Here is a 17,928-nt window from a genome sequence, read left to right as displayed (position 1 = left end):
ATTACAAATGCGATAGAATGAGTTAATTTGTGTGTAAAGGGGAGACAAGGAATGGAGAAATGGGAGTTAGCAAAGGAAATTTACAATACGTCACGTTTAACGGGAATATTTAAACTTCGATCAGGACAAGTATCAAATCAATACTTTGATAAGTACTTATTTGAATCTAATCCAGTACTGTTATTAGAAATTACTAAACAGTTGAAAGAGCTCATTCCTCCTGATACAGAAGCACTCGCTGGTTTAGAGATGGGAGGAATTCCAGTAGCAACGGCATTATCTTTACAAACAGGTATACCAGTCGTATTTGTAAGAAAAGAAGCGAAGAAGTACGGCACATGTAAGTTGGCAGAGGGTGTTGATATTGCTGGGAAAAATGTTTGTGTTGTTGAAGATGTCATTACGACAGGCGGTCAAATATTATTAAGCACGAAAGATTTAAGAGAACTAGGTGCGAAAGTTAATCATGTTCTAGGTGTGATTGAACGAACAAAAGAAGGAAGAGATAACTTATTAGAAGATGGATTGCAGTTGCACTCCTTATTTACAATGGATGAGTTAATTGAAGGGGAAATGCAACATGCAAAGAGTTGATGTCGTATATGCACTAATACATGACGAAGAAACAGATAAAATATTAATGGTACATAATGCAGAACAAAACGTTTGGTCATTGCCAGGCGGGGCTGTGGAAAAAGGTGAAATATTAGAGGAAGCACTAATAAGAGAAGTGAAAGAAGAGACAGGTTTAACTGCTACGTTAGGTGGACTTGTTGCGATCAATGAAAAATTCTTTGAAGAATCAGGGAATCATGCACTATTTTTTACATTCCGAGCGAATGTAGTAAAAGGTGAACTTATTGCGGAAGATGAAGGTGAAATTTCTGCAATAGAGTGGGTGGATCGAACAATTGCGAATGAGCGCTTCCCATACTATGACGGAGGATTTGAATCTTTATTAGAAGTAGCCATTCCATACAAGTTTCAACCAGAAACAAAGTAATTGAACGAAAAAACAGGAGCCACAAGGCTCCTATTTTCTATTCAATCGTCTTCAGTAATAACTTTTTCAATAGTGGTTTAATCTTTAGACGTAAATCTTCAGCGTGATTTGCAACTAAGAAGTGATGGTTATAAATGTTTTTCATCAATTGATAAGTTGCTTCTTTCGCTTCGCCTTCTTCGATGAAGATACCGATTACTTCCATACCACTTTTACGCGCGAGTTTAACAGCTTCATGCGTATCTAAAATTCCGTCTTGTTGATAGTCTAGCGCAGAAGGCTCACCATCTGTGAAGACTAGTAAGAATTTATGTTTCTCAGGTCTTTTTGCAAGCTTTTCAGAAACGATACGAATAATATATCCGTCGCGGTTATCTTCTTCTTCACGAAGTTGCATAATTTCTGGACCAACGTTTGGTAACGTTGAGTTTTTATAATTTACAACTTCATGGATAACGTTCGGCTTATCTTCAGGTTTAGCGCTAGAGGCATCTTCCCAAAATCCGCTAATAGCGTGCGGGATTTTTAAAGACTTTAAAGCTTCATGGAATAGTACAACACTCTTCTTCGTTTCTTCCATTTTGTTATACATAGAACCAGAACAGTCAACTAGCAGTTGGAATGCAACATCGAGTTCTTGTGACTCTTGTCCTTTTTTATAAAACATACGCGGTTGTTTTTCGGTATAAATACGAAGGAATTTCTTACGAAGTCTTCCGTAATATTTATCACTATTCGCATTCGTTTTATTTTCAATCGTTTTTTCGATAATTTTCTTTAATTCTTTTACATCTTTATTGACGACTGATTTGATAGCTTGGTAATCTTTTTTCTCATCAATATTTACTTTGCGAGCTTCTTTAAATGTATGAGAAGCACCTACATTATACTTCCCATATGCACCGTCGTGCTGGCTAGAAGCGTGTGAAGCCCTTGCTTCTTCTGTATCAGCGCCATCAAAGTTGGATTGTGTACTTTTTTGAGAAGTACCTTGTACAGAACCAAGTGCTTGGTCGCCATCTTCTGATTCACGAGCAGTATCGCCCATCATGTTTGTTTTTGTTCCGCTTTCTAATTCAAAGCGTAAAAAGTTCTCGTTTTCGTTATTTTTATTTTCACGATGCCATGTGGAGAAACTTTCATCCATTTTGTTTTTATTTTCATCGTCATCTATAAGCTGCGTATCATCATTTGCTAAATCTTCGACGCGACAGTTCTTTTCGTCTGCAAGAACAGATAAGTAAAGTGGAGCATGTCCGAAATAGTTGTTAAGCATATCACTTTCAAGAAGCGCCTCTAAGCGATAGCGAATTTTCTCAACGATATATATAATATCTTCTGTATTACGTGCTTGGAATGTTTCATGTAAAATCGCTTCAATTTGCTCAAAATATTCATTATTAAACATTTCATATTTATCGCTCGTTAATGAAAGATAGCATAGGCAAAATAGACGATCACCGTGATAATTACGAACGCGGTTTATTTCATTTTGAGAGCCGAAATAATTGCGGTACATTTCTTTTCGGCGTTTAAAAATATGTTTCGTGCCAGGACGTAAGTTCTTTACGATTTCCTCAACGCGTAAATCTTCTAATAGAACAAATAATTGAGTTAAAAACTTTTTTAGGGGCGATTCTTGCAATTCAATCGCATACGAACGAATTAAAGTCATGTCCGAGTAATGTTTATTACCAAGTGCTTTTAAGAACACTTCGCTTTTTAATCCGATTACTGTATCTTCTTCTTTTCGATCATCCCAAAAGTGACTAATGACAACTTTCTTTTCAATTTCGTCGTAGTATGCTTTATAGCCATATTCAAGATAGGCATCGTCTTCTTTTAGAAGGGCATACATTAAGTTTTCCATTTGTAGAAACAGCGACGCATCAATTTTTTTGTCACTAAAAATTTGTCTCATAAATTATCCCTCAAAGAAATAACTTTCTGCTAATTCACGGACAGTCATTTGTTCTGTTTCATCATTAAGTTTTGCAATTATGCTTCGTTCAATAGCGCGCATAACAGGAATATATACACCTAAATCACATGCGTCGATAATACCACGAATACTTGCTGCTTCTTCACTTACACGTCCATCGCGAGCTAAAGGCATAAGGTCGCTTGCAAATGCAACAAACTTTTCAATTGTTGCAACATCATTTAATTTTGATTCTGCTAATAATAGTTCTTTTAATGTGTCACCTTGAATGTAAGGAACTTCAATAATAACGAAACGGTTTTTTAATGCTTCATTTAGTTCACTTGTTCCAACGTAACCTTCGTTAATCGCAGCAATTACACGGTATTCGTCATCACCGTATACAACCTCTTGTGTAAATGGGTTTGTGATCATTTTACGGTAATCTAATGCGCCGTGAAGTAGCGGTAAAGTTTCAGGTTTTGCCATATTGATTTCGTCAATATATAGGAAGTGACCGTTCTTCATTGCTTTCATAAGAGGACCGTTAACGAATGAAACTTCAGATGCACCATCTTTCGTTTGTAGTGTGTTGTATCCTAAAATACCTTCTACATCTAAGTCGACAGAGCAGTTAATGCTATGCATTGGTTTTTGGAATAAAGAAGAAAGAGTTTCCGCTAGTACTGTTTTACCACTACCAGTCGGTCCTTTTAATAGAATGTTCTTGCCAAGAAGAAGTGCTGTAATCGCATCTTCAATAATGCTATTATCAGACGCTTTATATATTTTCGTTCCGATTAAATGTGCATTTTCACCAGCTTCTTGTTTATTCTTTTCATGAATCGTAGAAAGCTGTTGTTTTAAATCAGAATGTATATGAAATTGTTCTAACATGTATTTCCCACCTAACATTATTTTCATAAAGTAATACATCTTATGATAACTTGTTTTAATATGGTATGCAAAGAAAAGGAAGGAGGATAAAGGGAAAAGAAAAAGCAATCAAGATGAAGTTGATTGCTTACAGTAAAGGAGAAATGAGCCTCATGAAAGACTCCAATATACGTTTTTTTATACTTCTTTTTTGGAAAGAGTTCCATTTAATTTCAGTTGAATGTTTAAAGTCTTCTTCAAAATCACGTTTAATATCGTGAACTGTTTTTGATTCATAAAGTACGCTAATAATTTCGTAATTCAATTCAAAGCTACGTACATCCATGTTTGCTGTTCCAATAGTTGCAATTGTATCATCAACGAGTACAATTTTTGCATGCATAAAACCATCTTTATAACTGTAAATAGAAGCACCAGCTTTTAAAAGCGGAGTGAAATAGGATTGAGATGCTTGATCACTAATGATGCTATCACTTTTACCTGGATATAAAATCCGTACATCTATTCCGGCAATTGCACTTAAGCGTAATAATGTTAAAGTTTCTTGATCTGGAATAAAGTAGGGTGTAGCAATCCAAATTGATTTTTTTGCAGAGCCCATAACAGCTAATAATGTATTACGAATACTTTTATCATCGGAGCTTGGTCCGCTGGCTACGATTTGAACAGCACCTTCTGCATTTGAAATCTCTTTACCTGGGAAGTATTGTCTATTCATGAATTGATCCCAGGAATAAGTATTTAAACCACTAGAGGCATAGAGCCAGTCTTCTAGAAAGATTGCTTGTAATTTATATAATGCTTTGCCTTCCATTTTTAAATGACTATCACGCCAAACAGGAAATTTCTTTGAACGGCCAAGATATTCATCACCGACATTGAGTCCTCCGGTAAAACCAATTTCTCCATCTATAATAACAATTTTTCGATGGTTACGATAATTGACAGTTTCAAGTAACCAAGCTGAAAAAATAGGGTCAAATTCTACAATTTCAATCCCAGCTTCTTTCATAGGTTGTAAAAATCGTCTTCTTAACGTATTACTTCCAAGGCCATCATAAAGGAAGCGTACAATAACACCATCTTTTGCTTTTTGTATTAAAGCATCTCGAACTTTTGTACCAATTTCATCAGATTTATAAATGTAGTATTGAATATGTATATGATGTTTTGCCTGCTCTATAGCTCGCAAAATTTCTGAAAATGTTTGATCTCCGTTTGTTAAAAGTTTTGTAGTTGTTTTATCTGCGGCAGGACCGCCTCCAAATTTTTGTATGACTTCTGTTAAATGTATGGAACGTTCATTTAGTGGGACTGTGAGTAATAACTCTAGTCTTCTTCCTTCTAATATTTCACGGAATAATTTTCTTTGTTCTTCTGAACGATGGAGATGTTTTTTTCTTCTCCAGCGGCTGCGTCCGAAAATAGCGTATAAAAGCACACCTATAATAGGAAGAAGTGCTAATACTAAAAACCATGCTAATGTACTTTGTGGAGATCTATTTTCTATAAAAATAACGAATGAAATTCCTACGATTGTGATGGACCATAGAGCACCGACAAATGTATATAACGAGATATACGATGTATTTAATAGGAACAGAACGATAGATACAATTGTAAATATTAATAGTAATTGAACGATAGGTTTTTTCATTTCTATATAATTCCCCTAATCTTTTTTCAATATAGACTTCTTAAATAGAAGATGTAATATGACATCTTTATTATAAGGTGTTTTGCTTTTTTTACAAAATATAGACATTTCACCTATACTTTCCGCATTTGTCCTACATACAGTGTACTATCCCATTTTTTATCCCACTCTTAACGCATATGAAAATGAAAAAATCGAAAAGGAGCGGAGAAACATGAATTATATAGAAAATAATGGATTGTATTATCGAAATCATCATGGAGGACACAATCATGGTGGGCACAATCATAACGGCGGACATCATCACCATGGAGGACACAATCACTATGATCACCATCATCATCACGGAGGCGGATGGGGCTGGGGTGGTAGTTCATGGGGAGGCGGATTTTTCCCTGGAAGCTTTGCAGGAGGAATGTTAGGCGGACTGACAGCTGGTGCATTAACAGGTGCAACAAGTGGAGGATATTATCCGGCTCCATATCCAGTAGCTTATCCATCACCATACCCTGTAACGTATCCAATGTCATACCCAGGTTATCAGCAAATACCATATTCGTATTAAACTAAAAAAGAGGCTATCCTCTTTTTTAGTTTAATACGGTATTTATTTATAAAATACTTCCAAAATTAAGGTGAAAATATGTTAATATTTTGTTATTGTAATTCAAAAACATATACATTGATGTAGAGTTTTATATTATTATTCGTGAATAGTTATGTAGTATGTTCTAATTTCTATTTCGTTATTAAAAACAAAGAGATCAGATGTGAGTGGTATTAGTTGGAAACAAAGCTTGCATAGAGCCACTTAAAGGGATTGCAGTATAATAAGGCGCGAAATAATTAGGGAGATGAGAAGCTACTAGTTATAATTGGAACGGTATAATATTGCTTTTTATTACAAATAATATTATGTTATTTTAATCGGTCTATTTAAAAAGATAATTTATGTAATGGGCTAGTATTAGAAAATGAAATATCTCTATTTCTATGAAGAGAAACAGGTTGTGTTTTAGTCAGATAGAAGCAAGGAGAGATGCGCATGCTAGAACAGAGAGGTCATGCATTATATGACTCTTCATTGCGAGATTTAAAGTTAGCATTAGATGAGTCTTCAATTGTTGCAATTACAGATCGAAAAGGTCTTATTACATATGTAAATGATAAATTTTGTGAAATCTCTAAATACAAAAGAGAAGAATTAATTGGAAGAGATCACTGTATTTTAAATTCAGGACATCATCCAAAAAACTTTTTTCAAGACTTATGGAAACGTATTTTGAATGGGAAAGTATGGACAGGTGAGATTCGGAATCGAGCAAAAGATGGTACATATTATTGGGTCAAAACAACAATTGTTCCATTTTTAAATGAAAAAGGAGAGCCATACCAGTTTATCGCAATTCGAAATGATATTAGTAGTAGAAAAGAAGCAGAACATAGATTGCTGCTAAGTGAAAGTCGTTATAGGGAGCTTGCCTATCATGATGCTTTAACGAGTTTGCCTAACCGTTTACAATTAATAACGACCGTTAATAAATTGATTGCAGATAAAAAAGAATTTGGTATGATTTACTTTGATTTGGACCGTTTTAAATTAGTAAATGATACGTTAGGTCATATAATAGGAGATTTACTTTTAAGCGAAGTTGCTTCAAGGTTGCATTATGTACTAGGAGAGAAAGATGTTCTGGCTAGGCTAGGTGGCGACGAATTTGTGCTGTTAACAAAAAATCATAGACAAGATGATATGAGTCAGTTAGCGACATCTGTGTTGTCATGTTTCCAGGCACCATTTATGCTTGAAGGCCATGAAGTATACATTTCAGCTAGTCTAGGACTTTGTTCTTATCCACAAGACGGACAAGATGTGGAAACTTTATTGAAAAACTCTGACTTAGCTATGTATAGTGCAAAAGAACAGGGGAGAAACGCTGCGTGTTTCTTTACAGATGAGCTACGCGCGAAAATAAATCGTAGAATGAAAGTTGAGTTTGCTTTGCAAAAGGCAATTCGTGATGAAGAGTTAGATGTAGCATTGCAGCCTATCATTGATTTGAAAACGAAGAGATATTCTGGTATAGAAGCTCTAGTACGTTGTATGACAGAAGACGGACCTATTTCACCAAGCGAATTTATCCCTGTAGCTGAAGAGTCTGGACTTATTATAAAACTAGGAGACTGGGTATTAGAAAAATCATGTCGCTTGTTTAAAACATTGCCAAATTATCAAGAAGGACTAAAGTTATCTGTGAATTTATCTATACAACAATTAATGCAGAAACGTTTTATTTTGTCAGTACGTAGCATTTTAAAGAGAACTGGTTTCCCTCCGAACCGTTTAATATTAGAAATAACGGAAAGCATTGCAGTCCGCCATTTTGATTATATTATTGCTACATTACAAGAATTAAGAAATATGGGTGTTTTAATTGCTTTGGATGATTTCGGAACTGGCTATTCTTCCTTATATTATTTAAAACAACTACCACTGGATATTGTAAAAATTGATCGTAATTTTATTCGTGAATTTCATTATGATCACGCACAGCCAGAACGAACGATTGTAAAATCCGTTATTGAAATTGCTCATAGTTTAAATTTAGCAGTAGTTGCTGAAGGGGTAGAAACAGTAGAACAAGAGAGTTTATTACAATCAATGAGCTGTGATTATGTACAGGGATTTTATTATGCGAAACCTTTATCTGTAGGAGAGCTAAAAGAAAAGTTAATTACAGATTTCTAATAAAAAAGAGAAGCCAGTAGCTTCTCTTTATTTAATCCGTTTTTTGTGAGTCTTTCATTAGTACAGGATAAAGAATAAGACCTAATACGAACAATCCAATTCCTAAGAAGAACGTTTTTAAGTCAGCAGTTCCTGTTTTGATAACCCAAATTGAGTATACAAATGCTAATGTAGTGATGATTCCGTCCTTTATTCGAGAACCAGGCATTATATCATACGTTTCTCCTGTAATAACCAGTTTGAATTGGTACAGAGTAGAAACAAGGTATGGAATTAAATAGGCTAATGTTGCTACGACGATAGCGAAACTATACGCTTCTGAAACAGTACCAGAAATCGTTGAAAATAAGAAGATTTGCGTCATTACATTTGTAATCAATAATGATTTTGAAGGACTACCTTTTTTATTTGTTTTCCCGAAAAACTTAGGGAAAAGTCCATTCTTTGCTGCCTGGTAAGGTACTTCTGAACTAACAACAATCCAGCCAACTGTAGATCCAAATAAAGATATAAGAGCGAGTAAAGCCATGATATATGCGCCTTTATTTCCAATTGCTAAATTTAATGCGTCTACTAATGGTTTTTGAGACTCTTTTAAAGCATCTTGCGGAAGAGCTCCCATTGTAAGTAAAGTAATTGACATGTAAATAAGAAGAGCGATAATTAATCCGAAAATCGTAGCTTTTTTTACATCGCGCTGTGATTTTGCACGATTAGAAAGCATAACTGCTGATTCAATACCGATAAATGCCCAGAGTGTTGCAATAGCAGCTGAATTGATTTGTCCACCTAACGAGATGGATTGTCCTGCTTCATTCATAAAGGTTTGACCGTCTCCGAAATTAGAGGCATTGAAAATGAATAATGTAATTACGATAAACATTGTAAATCCGATAATTTTTGCAATGGTAGCAAGTAGATTCATGTTTCCAGCTCGATCAATATTTTGAGAAAGAATATATTGAATTCCCCACAGCATAAGGCTACATACGAGGAAAGTTAATCCTTTTCCGAGTTCCAGTGAAAATCCATTTATTGAGAAAAGAATTTGCTTACTTTGTAAAACTGGAAAGAATGTTGATAAATATCCAGCAAAGGAAATAATAACAGATGCTGTTGCAGCCCAGTTAGCAGCCCAATATCCCCATGCCATACTATATCCTGCAACTTTACCAGCTTTTTTTGAAGGAAACATAGCTTGAGCATAGCTTTGTGGTCCAGCTTTTAATTCTGGTTTCCGAATCGCTAAATTTCCAAATACAAGTGCAATCATAAATACGCCAAGTCCTGTAATACTCCATGCGAGTGTAGAACCCATCGGACCTGATACTTGTGCTAAATTTGCTGGAAGCATAAATACGCCACCGCCAACCATATTCCCGATAACAAATGCTGTTAAAACCCATAATCCCCATTTTTTCGTTTCCATTTTTGTTAACTCCTTTGTAGTAAGTTTTGCTTAAACATCATTTTTTACTAGCTTTTTGACAATAAAAAAAGAGCCATGTAGATAAAAAATACCTACATGGCTCTTTGCCTAACGTAGGTACAACGGGAATAACCCTTGTACCTACGCGTAATTTTTCCGCTAGGTTTCAAGGGTTACGTATGATGATGATGTTTTTGTGCAAATGTAACTACAGTTGTTGTATAAGTAAGCATAGTTCTTTGCTCCCTTTCTCCTCTGATTTTGAAGTTAGTATACTACATGTTTTTTTGAATGAAAAGAAAAATATAAAAATTTTTATAAAAATACGTTTTAAAGATTAAATATTTACCTATATTTTTCTTGTACTGGAAAATAAGTGAGAGATTGGCAGAAGAGTGAAGCATGTTATAATACATATAGAATTAGAAGGTGACAAGGGGCTATTGTAGATGATGAGTAAGTATGAACAAATTTATACAGAAATCAGTAAATCTATTGATAATAAACAATTAAAAGAGGGATGCAAAATCCCATCAGAAACAGAATTAATGAAGCAGTATGAGGCAAGCCGAGGAACGGTAAGAAAAGCGGTAGATTTACTGCAAGAGCGTGGATATGTGCAAAAAATTCATGGAAAAGGTGTTTTTGTTTTAAAGCGAAAAAATATTGAATTTAATTTTGGCGGTATTGTAAGTTTCCAAGAAGAAAATGAACGTTTAGGACGTCATTGTATTACAGAAGTTGTGGAAATGGGCAAAGAAAAAGCCACAAAAGAAATTGCGAAATTATTAAATGTAAAAGAAAAAACAGAGATTGACCATATTAAACGTGTACGAAATATTGATGGAGAAAAAGTAATTTTAGATATAAATCATTTCGTATCTGAGTTTATTCCAGGATTAACGAAAGAAATTGCAACTGCATCGATTTATAAATACATCGAGAAAGAGCTTGGGCTACACATTAGTTATTCGCAGAGGGTAATTGAAGTACAGCCATGTACAGAGGATGACAGAAAGTATTTAGATTTAAATGGAACAGACTATGTTGTCGTTGTGAAAAACTTTACACATTTGTATGATGGAAGTCAGTTTGAATATACAGAATCACGCCACCGTTTAGATATTTTTCACTTTTCGGATGTGGCACGCAGGAAGTAAAGAGGTGGAACAAAATATTGTTTCATCTCTTTTTTTATAAAAAAACACAAACTCGTATATACGAGTGTTGACTAACTTATATATACGAGTTAATATGTAATTGTAAACGGTATCAAAAAAAGAAAAGAGGGACGGGAATATGGGGAAAGACTATCGTAAAACAGCAGAGGAAGTGTTGCAGTATATTGGTGGGAAAGACAATATTGAACAAGCTGCACATTGTGTGACGAGGCTCCGTATCGCTTTAAAAGATGAAAGTAAAATAGATAATGATAAATTACAGTCTGTTTCATTAGTGAAAGGAGCGTTTCATAACGCTGGTATATTTCAAGTTGTAATTGGTCCAGGGGATGTAGATCGTGTTTACGCTGAATTGATAACGCTTGCAGGTATGAAAGAATCGACTGTAGCTGACGTAAAAGACTCTGGAAATCAGAAGTTAAATCCAGCTCAAAAGTTTGTAAAAATATTTTCGGATGTATTTATGCCGATACTACCAGCGATCGTAACAGCTGGTTTACTAATGGGTATTAACAATCTATTAGGGGCAAAGGACTTATTTTTTGATGGGAAAAATTTATTAGATGTTTATCCGAACTTAGGCGGGCTTTGGGATTTAATTAATATGATGGCCAATACAGCATTCGTATTCTTACCAGCACTTGTCGGGTGGTCAGCAACGAAGCGTTTTGGTGGTAGTCCAATACTAGGGATTGTTATGGGATTAATGCTTGTACACCCGGCCTTATTAAACGCTTGGGACTATGGAAAAGCAGCGACTGGTTTAGAGGGTCAAAAGATTGAGTACTTCAATATTTTAGGACTGTTCCAAATTGAGAAGGTAGGATATCAAGGACAAATTTTACCTGTTTTAGTAGCAGCATTTGTATTAAGTAAAGTGGAAATTTTCTTAAAGAAACATGTACCAAATGCAATTCAATTATTAGTTGTACCAATTACAACAATCGTTGTGACAGGTGTGTTAGCATTAGGAATTATCGGTCCGGTTACACGTCATATCGGAGATTTATTAACAGTAGGATTAGTAGGTGTATATGAAACAGTACCAGTAGTTGGAGCAGTATTATTTGGAGCATTATATGCACCGCTCGTAATTACAGGTATGCATCATATGTTTATTGCAATTGATTTACAATTGATTGCACAGCATGGAGGTACATTTATTTGGCCGATGATCGCTCTTTCTAACATTGCGCAAGGTAGTGCGGCACTTGCGATGTTCTGGATTTCTAAAAATCAAAATGATAAAAGTATGGCATCGACATCAGCCATTTCAGCATACTTCGGTATTACAGAACCAGCGATGTTTGGTGTGAATTTACGAAATAAGTTCCCGTTCTATGCAGCGATTATTGGATCGGCTATTGCAGCTATATTTATTACGTTAAATGGTGTATTAGCACCTGCTATCGGAATTGGCGGATTACCAGCATTTATTTCTATCATTCCGAAATCGATTCCAATGTTTATTGTCGGAATGATTATTGCAGTTGTAATCCCATTTACTTTAACATGGTTATTTGCAAAAAGAGTCAAACAGAAGTAGGAGGAAGTTAAACATGAAGGATTGGCATAAAAGTGTAGTCTATCAAATTTATCCGAAGAGCTTTAATAGTTATTACAATAGAGAAACCGGGGATATAAAAGGAGTTACAGAGAAACTAGATTATTTAAAAGAACTCGGAGTGGATTATATATGGTTAACACCGATATACCAATCACCACAAAATGATAATGGATATGATGTAAGTGATTACTACAGCATTGATCCATCTTACGGAACGATGGAAGAGTTTGAAGAACTTTTAGCAGAATCGAAAGTACGTAACATTGAGATTATGCTTGATATTGTTGTAAATCATAGTTCGACTGAACATAAGTGGTTTAAAGAAGCGAAGGAAGATAAAAATAGTCCATATCGTAATTACTATATTTGGCGTAATGAAAAAAATAATTGGCAGTCTAAGTTTGGTGGATCTGCTTGGAAATATGATGAGAAGACGGAGCAATATTATTTACATTTATTTGATGAAACACAAGCTGATTTAAATTGGGAAAATGAAAAACTTCGTGAAGAAGTATATGATATGATGCGTTTTTGGCTGGATAAAGGGGTAACAGGATTTCGATTAGATGTCATTAACTTAATTTCAAAAGACCAATGCTTCTTAAACGATGAAGGTCGTACTGCGACAAGTGATGGACGCAAGTATTATACAGATGGTCCGCGTGTTCATGAATATTTACAAGAGATGAACCGAAATGTTTTTGAAGGAAAAGATGTAATTACAGTTGGAGAAATGTCATCTACGACAATTGATAATTGTATTAAATATTCTAACCCTGAGCGCAATGAACTAAGCATGACGTTTAGTTTCCATCATTTAAAAGTAGATTATCCGAATGGTGATAAGTGGACAAAAGCAGAGTTTGATTTTATTAAATTAAAAGAGATTATGTCTAACTGGCAAATTGAAATGCAAAAGGGCGGAGGATGGAATGCTTTATTTTGGTGTAATCATGACCAGCCTCGCATCGTGTCACGCTTTGGTGATGATGGAAAGTACCGAAACGAATCTGCAAAAATGTTAGCGACAGCCATGCACATGCTGCAAGGAACGCCTTATATTTATCAAGGGGAAGAAATCGGTATGACGAATCCTAAATTTGAGTCCATCGAGCAATATCGTGATGTGGAATCGTTAAATATATACGATATAAAGCTAAAAGAAGGGCTATCAAAAGAAGAGATTATAGGGATTTTAAAGCAAAAATCTCGTGACAACTCTCGCACTCCAATGCAGTGGAATGAAGAGATGAACAGTGGTTTTACAACAAGTACACCTTGGATTTCAGCGGCTGAAAACTTTAAAGAAATAAACGTAGAGAAGGCATTAGAAGATAAAGAGTCTGTATTTTATCATTATAAAAAATTAATAGAACTTAGAAAAACGTATGATGTAATTACAGAAGGAGAATATGCTATCTTAGATAAAAATCATCCTAAGATTTGGGCATATACTCGTACTACAGAAAGTGAAGTACTACTTGTTATAAATAACTTCTATGGAGAAGAAATAACGTACTCTGTACCAGCGCACGTTCAATTAGATGGAATGAAACAAGAAGTACTACTGTCGAATTATAAAGATGCCAGCAAGGATATTGCAAAGCTTAACTTAAGACCATATGAGTCAATTGTGTATCGATATACGAAATAAAAAGGTTGTATGCCGCATGGGCATACAACCTTTTTATTTTAGGACACCACTGTACAAAATGTTTACCTCTACCTCAGGTTTGAATTTTACTTTTGCATAATCTTTATTCCAATTTTTCTTCTTCCATAAGTCAGGGTGATAGGCGATAAGGTGTCTGCCGATACCGAAAGCATCACAGTTTGCTTTTTGTAACTTTTTCGTTATCTTTTTAGCTTCTTTCGTAAGTTGTTTAGACAATTCTTTATTTAGTTTTTTTCTTTCATCCATTTTGTAAAGATTATCTCTCGGAGCTTCAAGCGCTATAACTTTTAGTTGGAGCTTAATATGAGCATAAACATTTCCTTTTTTATCTGTTGTTATTTTTAAGTCTCGTTTTAACTTTCGATTACTTACTTCAATTGTAAGATAGTCAGATGTACTAGATGAATCGTTATTTGTAAGTTTTTGGGTTATGCGAGCGCTTTTCCCCATTTTATCAGTTAGTAATACGAAGAGTACTGATTGGCGTAAAGGTAAAAGTCCAGTTAATTTATCCTTGTTAAATAGAGCTATCCCATTGGTTACAACTTCTTTTCCTTTTAGCTTTATAGATGGGAGGGTGAAATCTTTTCCGGGATCTAACATTTTTGTAGCGGCCGTTTCTAAAGTTTCCTCTGGAAATATACTCATGTCTTCTAAACTCTGTACTTTTTTCTTTAAAAAGTCTCCAATTAATAAATTTCCTACCTTCTTTTGGGCAAGTATTTTATCCGTTTCCCCATCTACTGATATAAGTTTTACTAATGCGGTTGGATTTGTTGGGTCTCTAAATCCAACGTCTAAATAAGGGAGTATGCCTTTCTTTTGGATTTTCGTTCCCAATAGTTCTACTCCATATTTGAAATAACGAATATTACCAGTAACGTTTTTTCTCAAAGAATCACTTGTATCACGTATGTTATAGCCAGTTGCTGAATGTACTTCATTTTTAAATGAAGATTGATCCCCACTCGAACTCTTTACGAGCTCAATGGTTTGCTGCAGTTTATTTTCTTCTGTAATATCAAAGCCAATACTATAAGCTAATCTCGCATCTCTTAAAGGTTCTTGATCCCAACAACCAGAAAGAAGTGAGCTAGCGCACAATATGCTACATAATTTAATTGTTTTTTTGTGCATATGGAGCTCCTTTCTTATTTCTGAATAAGGAATAGAGAAGAAATAAAAAAGGTAGAATTACTATAAAAATATAGGTGAATTTATCAGTAAATGTAGCAAGTACTTTAAGCTCCTCAGGTGTATCTATAAATAAGGCTACACTAAAAGCAATAATACCAACGATTGGAACAGCTTTTTTATGATTAGCAAGATTGAATATATGTCCAATTCCTATTGAAGCAGCACAATAATAACTAGCAATGGAGGCTACAACAGTTATCATCCAAATTGGAATGAAAATTAGGTCTGTTCGATCTATAATCCCAATATGGAGAGAGCGCAATAAGTAAGCAACTGGTTCTGGAATAAGCTCAACTTGTTTTGGACTAAATACGATAAAGCAAATCCAAACGGTAAAAGTGTAAAAAAGAGTTACAAATCCATTAGCGATAGAAATGGCCTTTAGCCGTGCAACAGGATTCCCATTTACTTTTGGAAAAGCGATCAGAATAATTTCAAAACCATACATAGCTGTAATGGTTTCCTTTGATGCTTGAATAATATTCCACCATCCAGCTTCTGTAATGGGAAAAATATAAGAAAAATCAGCTCGTGAAAACCCTAGTGCAATTAAAAGAGCCATGGGCAAAATGAGAATAGAAGCCATGACATAAAATCTTACAATTACTTTAAATGTATTATAGGCTACATAGCAGCAAGCTATTGTAAATAGGATGAGAATTGCAGACCAAGGGGTTGCTTGCAAAACCCATACTTTAATGACATTACAAGCATTTAACATAACTGTCATACCGATAAGAGTAAAATAAAGAACATATGAAAAACCTAATAGTTTTCCGAATTTATTATCAAACATTATAGAAGAAATTTCATACATAGTTGCATCAGGAAATCTTCTTAATAAAAACCACATAAGTAAAATGATAAGTTGAATCGCAAGCCCAGCGATGAGAGCAGAAATCCATCCGCCACCTTTCGCTATCGGGTGAAGACGATTTGGTAAAGAAAGTATACCGACCCCAATTTGGCATTGAATAACGAAAAAGGTAAATTGAACAAGTGAAATTTTACTTTGCGTGTTTGTCACCGTCCTCATCCTCTCTCGTTACATGTTGTCGTTGCGTTTTTTTCGGTTTTGGATCATGTGGTCGTTCCCAAAATGACCAAATTGGAAGTCTTACAAAAGAATCTTTCATATCTTTGATCCGCATCGGGGCAACAGGAGAAAGATATGGTGTATGAAACGAATGAAGCTGACATAAGTGAACGAAAGTTATAATTAGACCGAATGATATTCCTACATATCCGAATATGGCAGCAAGAAGCATTAACGGAAAACGAAGAATTCGAACTGCTGAACTCATATCATTTGATGGAACGAGAAAAGATGAGATTGCAGTTAAAGCTACAACGATAATCATTGTGTAAGAAACGAGTCCGGCTTTTACAATCGCATCACCAATTACTAAACCACCTACAATACCGATTGTTTGTCCAACTCGGCTTGGCAAGCGAATACCAGCTTCCCGTAATAGTTCGAAAATCAATTCCATTAAGAGAGCCTCAAAAATGGGAGGGAGAGGTACTTTTTCTAATGAAGCCTTAATTGTATAAACGAGCTCGAGTGGCAACACATCAGGATGAAAAGCGACGGTTGCGATATATATAGCTGGTAGGAGAAATGCAATTAAAAAGCTCACTAGGCGAATCATTCGGACGAAAGAACCAACAATCCAGCGGTTATTATAGTCATCTGGTGATTGATAGAAAGCGAATAACGTAACAGGAACGATAAGAGCTGTTGGATCTCCGTCAGATAAAATAGCAACTCGGCCCTCCATTAAATTAGCGACAGTTCTATCTGGCCGCTCTGTATTTAATTGTTGTGGAAATGGCGAGAAAGAATTATCTTCTATAAATTCTTGTATATAACCTGGTGCCATAAGGGAATCGGTTTTAATAGTTTCTAGCCTTCTTTTTACTTCAGTAACGAGATCATCATTAGCTATATTTTGAATATAAGCAATAGCTACTTTCGTGTGCATTTCTTCACCGAGTGTAAAATATTTAACAACTACATTTGGACTCTTAATGAGTTTACGAATAGAGGCTAAATTCGTTGCTAAATCTTCTACAAAACCAGTATGCGGTCCACGTACAATACCTTCATTATCAGGCTCTGTTATATCTCTTTTTAAAGATAGAGCTGTTTCAAAAATACAAAAGCTTTCGACTTGCTCATGGAAATATAATGATTTTCCTTGTAATAAAAGCTGCACCCCGTAATTTAAATTCGTTTCTTTTTTCATATTTAATGTAGAAAAAGCTTTATCTAAATTTAAATCTGACCGTGTTAATAAAGGCTCAAGAGCCAATTGATGAATTAAATTTGGATCTGCTAAAGATTCGATATATATAATCGTTCCTTTTCCGTTTTGAAAAGGGATATCTAATTTTTTTATATCATCTGAATGGGAAAGTTTGTTTTCAATGTAATTAATGTTCTCCGGAAGTGATGGAAACATATGCTTTTGTTTTTTACTCTCTTGTTGTTCTTTTTTCTCTGTCATAATTTCCACCTCTTTTAAAGTGCAATTGTTTCTGTTAATTTTTGTCGTTTGTGAGAAATTTATGCTTGAATTATTTTTTTAAAAAAGAGGGTTGAAAGTTACGTTACATTGTCTTTTGTGCATTATTCAATTTCATAGCAGT

General features: G+C 34.8%; 14 protein-coding genes. 7 read left to right on the top strand and 7 right to left on the bottom strand.

Features of this window, described 5'->3' with window-relative positions; translation table 11 throughout:
- Positions 1-51: 51 nt before the first annotated feature.
- Both pyrE and ACTJJY_RS13680 read left to right on the top strand, forming a co-directional pair.
- Positions 52-594: an orotate phosphoribosyltransferase gene (gene pyrE / locus ACTJJY_RS13685; protein ID WP_440605730.1), complete on the top strand. Its 543-nt coding sequence runs from the start codon at positions 52-54 to the stop codon at positions 592-594.
- Positions 581-1,003 carry an NUDIX hydrolase gene (locus ACTJJY_RS13680; protein ID WP_098033704.1) on the top strand — a complete coding sequence of 141 codons (423 nt, stop codon included), beginning with the start codon at positions 581-583 and terminating at the stop codon, positions 1,001-1,003. Before pyrE ends, ACTJJY_RS13680 begins: the two co-directional genes overlap by 14 nt.
- Positions 1,004-1,040: 37 nt before the next feature.
- Here ACTJJY_RS13680 and ACTJJY_RS13675 read toward each other — a convergent pair whose 3' ends face one another.
- The 3 genes from ACTJJY_RS13675 to ACTJJY_RS13665 form a co-directional block, all read right to left on the bottom strand.
- Positions 1,041-2,924: a vWA domain-containing protein gene (locus ACTJJY_RS13675; protein ID WP_440605729.1), complete on the bottom strand. Its 1,884-nt coding sequence runs from the start codon at positions 2,922-2,924 to the stop codon at positions 1,041-1,043.
- Positions 2,925-2,927: 3 nt separating this feature from the next.
- Positions 2,928-3,821: an ATP-binding protein gene (locus ACTJJY_RS13670; protein ID WP_000892988.1), complete on the bottom strand. Its 894-nt coding sequence runs from the start codon at positions 3,819-3,821 to the stop codon at positions 2,928-2,930.
- 127 nt (positions 3,822-3,948) lie between these two features.
- Positions 3,949-5,478 carry a cardiolipin synthase gene (locus tag ACTJJY_RS13665; protein WP_440605728.1) on the bottom strand — a complete coding sequence of 510 codons (1,530 nt, stop codon included), beginning with the start codon at positions 5,476-5,478 and terminating at the stop codon, positions 3,949-3,951.
- 214 nt (positions 5,479-5,692) lie between these two features.
- Between ACTJJY_RS13665 and ACTJJY_RS13660 the strand changes: the two genes are divergently transcribed.
- Together ACTJJY_RS13660 and ACTJJY_RS13655 are read left to right on the top strand one after the other, a co-directional pair.
- The gene (locus ACTJJY_RS13660; RefSeq protein WP_440605727.1) at positions 5,693-6,043 is read left to right on the top strand and encodes a cobalt transporter; all 351 of its coding nucleotides are present in this window, start codon (positions 5,693-5,695) and stop codon (positions 6,041-6,043) included.
- A 480-nt stretch (positions 6,044-6,523) separates the two neighbouring features.
- Positions 6,524-8,227, top strand: coding sequence for a putative bifunctional diguanylate cyclase/phosphodiesterase (locus ACTJJY_RS13655; protein ID WP_440605726.1), 1,704 nt, complete (start codon positions 6,524-6,526; stop codon positions 8,225-8,227).
- Between the two features lie 31 nt (positions 8,228-8,258).
- Here the strand turns inward: ACTJJY_RS13655 and ACTJJY_RS13650 are convergent, their stop codons facing one another.
- A complete protein-coding gene (locus ACTJJY_RS13650; protein WP_000448446.1) occupies positions 8,259-9,656 on the bottom strand; it encodes an amino acid permease in 1,398 nt (465 codons plus the stop codon).
- Positions 9,657-10,105: 449 nt separating this feature from the next.
- On the opposite strand from ACTJJY_RS13650, the gene treR reads away from it, so the two are divergent.
- From treR to treC, 3 genes are all read left to right on the top strand, one after another.
- On the top strand, positions 10,106-10,816 hold the full coding sequence (treR, locus tag ACTJJY_RS13645; protein ID WP_053565260.1) for a trehalose operon repressor: 711 nt from the start codon (positions 10,106-10,108) through the stop codon (positions 10,814-10,816).
- A 139-nt stretch (positions 10,817-10,955) separates the two neighbouring features.
- Positions 10,956-12,383 (top strand): PTS system trehalose-specific EIIBC component, encoded by a 1,428-nt coding sequence (gene treP, locus ACTJJY_RS13640; protein ID WP_153592687.1) that lies wholly within the window; start codon positions 10,956-10,958, stop codon positions 12,381-12,383.
- 13 nt (positions 12,384-12,396) lie between these two features.
- Positions 12,397-14,058, top strand: coding sequence for an alpha,alpha-phosphotrehalase (gene treC / locus ACTJJY_RS13635; protein WP_440605725.1), 1,662 nt, complete (start codon positions 12,397-12,399; stop codon positions 14,056-14,058).
- A 33-nt stretch (positions 14,059-14,091) separates the two neighbouring features.
- Here treC and ACTJJY_RS13630 read toward each other — a convergent pair whose 3' ends face one another.
- From ACTJJY_RS13630 to gerKA, 3 genes are read right to left on the bottom strand one after another with little or no spacing between them, the layout of a single operon-like run.
- Positions 14,092-15,216 carry a Ger(x)C family spore germination protein gene (locus ACTJJY_RS13630; protein WP_095691421.1) on the bottom strand — a complete coding sequence of 375 codons (1,125 nt, stop codon included), beginning with the start codon at positions 15,214-15,216 and terminating at the stop codon, positions 14,092-14,094.
- On the bottom strand, positions 15,197-16,303 hold the full coding sequence (locus tag ACTJJY_RS13625; protein WP_440605724.1) for a GerAB/ArcD/ProY family transporter: 1,107 nt from the start codon (positions 16,301-16,303) through the stop codon (positions 15,197-15,199). Before ACTJJY_RS13625 ends, ACTJJY_RS13630 begins: the two co-directional genes overlap by 20 nt.
- Complete coding sequence (gene gerKA / locus ACTJJY_RS13620) at positions 16,284-17,786, bottom strand: spore germination protein GerKA (protein WP_440605723.1); 1,503 nt, start codon at positions 17,784-17,786, stop codon at positions 16,284-16,286. The genes ACTJJY_RS13625 and gerKA overlap by 20 nt, the downstream gene beginning before the upstream one ends.
- Positions 17,787-17,928 lie beyond the last annotated feature (142 nt).

It is taken from the genome of Bacillus sp. 22475 (assembly GCF_052044835.1).
GTDB classification, from domain to species: Bacteria; Bacillota; Bacilli; order Bacillales; family Bacillaceae_G; genus Bacillus_A; species Bacillus_A cereus.
The sequence above is the reverse complement of the archived record's forward strand: the minus strand, read 5'-3'. Positions and strand labels throughout refer to the sequence as shown.

Excerpts from the sequence above, each read along its gene's own strand:
- pyrE (WP_440605730.1), top strand. The coding sequence starts at position 52 with ATGGAGAAATGGGAGTTAGCAAAGGAAATTTACAATACGTCACGTTTA.
- ACTJJY_RS13680 (WP_098033704.1), top strand. The coding sequence starts at position 581 with ATGCAAAGAGTTGATGTCGTATATGCACTAATACATGACGAAGAAACA.
- ACTJJY_RS13675 (WP_440605729.1), bottom strand. The coding sequence starts at position 2,924 with ATGAGACAAATTTTTAGTGACAAAAAAATTGATGCGTCGCTGTTTCTA.
- ACTJJY_RS13670 (WP_000892988.1), bottom strand. The coding sequence starts at position 3,821 with ATGTTAGAACAATTTCATATACATTCTGATTTAAAACAACAGCTTTCT.
- ACTJJY_RS13665 (WP_440605728.1), bottom strand. The coding sequence starts at position 5,478 with ATGAAAAAACCTATCGTTCAATTACTATTAATATTTACAATTGTATCT.
- ACTJJY_RS13660 (WP_440605727.1), top strand. The coding sequence starts at position 5,693 with ATGAATTATATAGAAAATAATGGATTGTATTATCGAAATCATCATGGA.
- ACTJJY_RS13655 (WP_440605726.1), top strand. The coding sequence starts at position 6,524 with ATGCTAGAACAGAGAGGTCATGCATTATATGACTCTTCATTGCGAGAT.
- ACTJJY_RS13650 (WP_000448446.1), bottom strand. The coding sequence starts at position 9,656 with ATGGAAACGAAAAAATGGGGATTATGGGTTTTAACAGCATTTGTTATC.
- treR (WP_053565260.1), top strand. The coding sequence starts at position 10,106 with ATGATGAGTAAGTATGAACAAATTTATACAGAAATCAGTAAATCTATT.
- treP (WP_153592687.1), top strand. The coding sequence starts at position 10,956 with ATGGGGAAAGACTATCGTAAAACAGCAGAGGAAGTGTTGCAGTATATT.
- treC (WP_440605725.1), top strand. The coding sequence starts at position 12,397 with ATGAAGGATTGGCATAAAAGTGTAGTCTATCAAATTTATCCGAAGAGC.
- ACTJJY_RS13630 (WP_095691421.1), bottom strand. The coding sequence starts at position 15,216 with ATGCACAAAAAAACAATTAAATTATGTAGCATATTGTGCGCTAGCTCA.
- gerKA (WP_440605723.1), bottom strand. The coding sequence starts at position 17,786 with ATGACAGAGAAAAAAGAACAACAAGAGAGTAAAAAACAAAAGCATATG.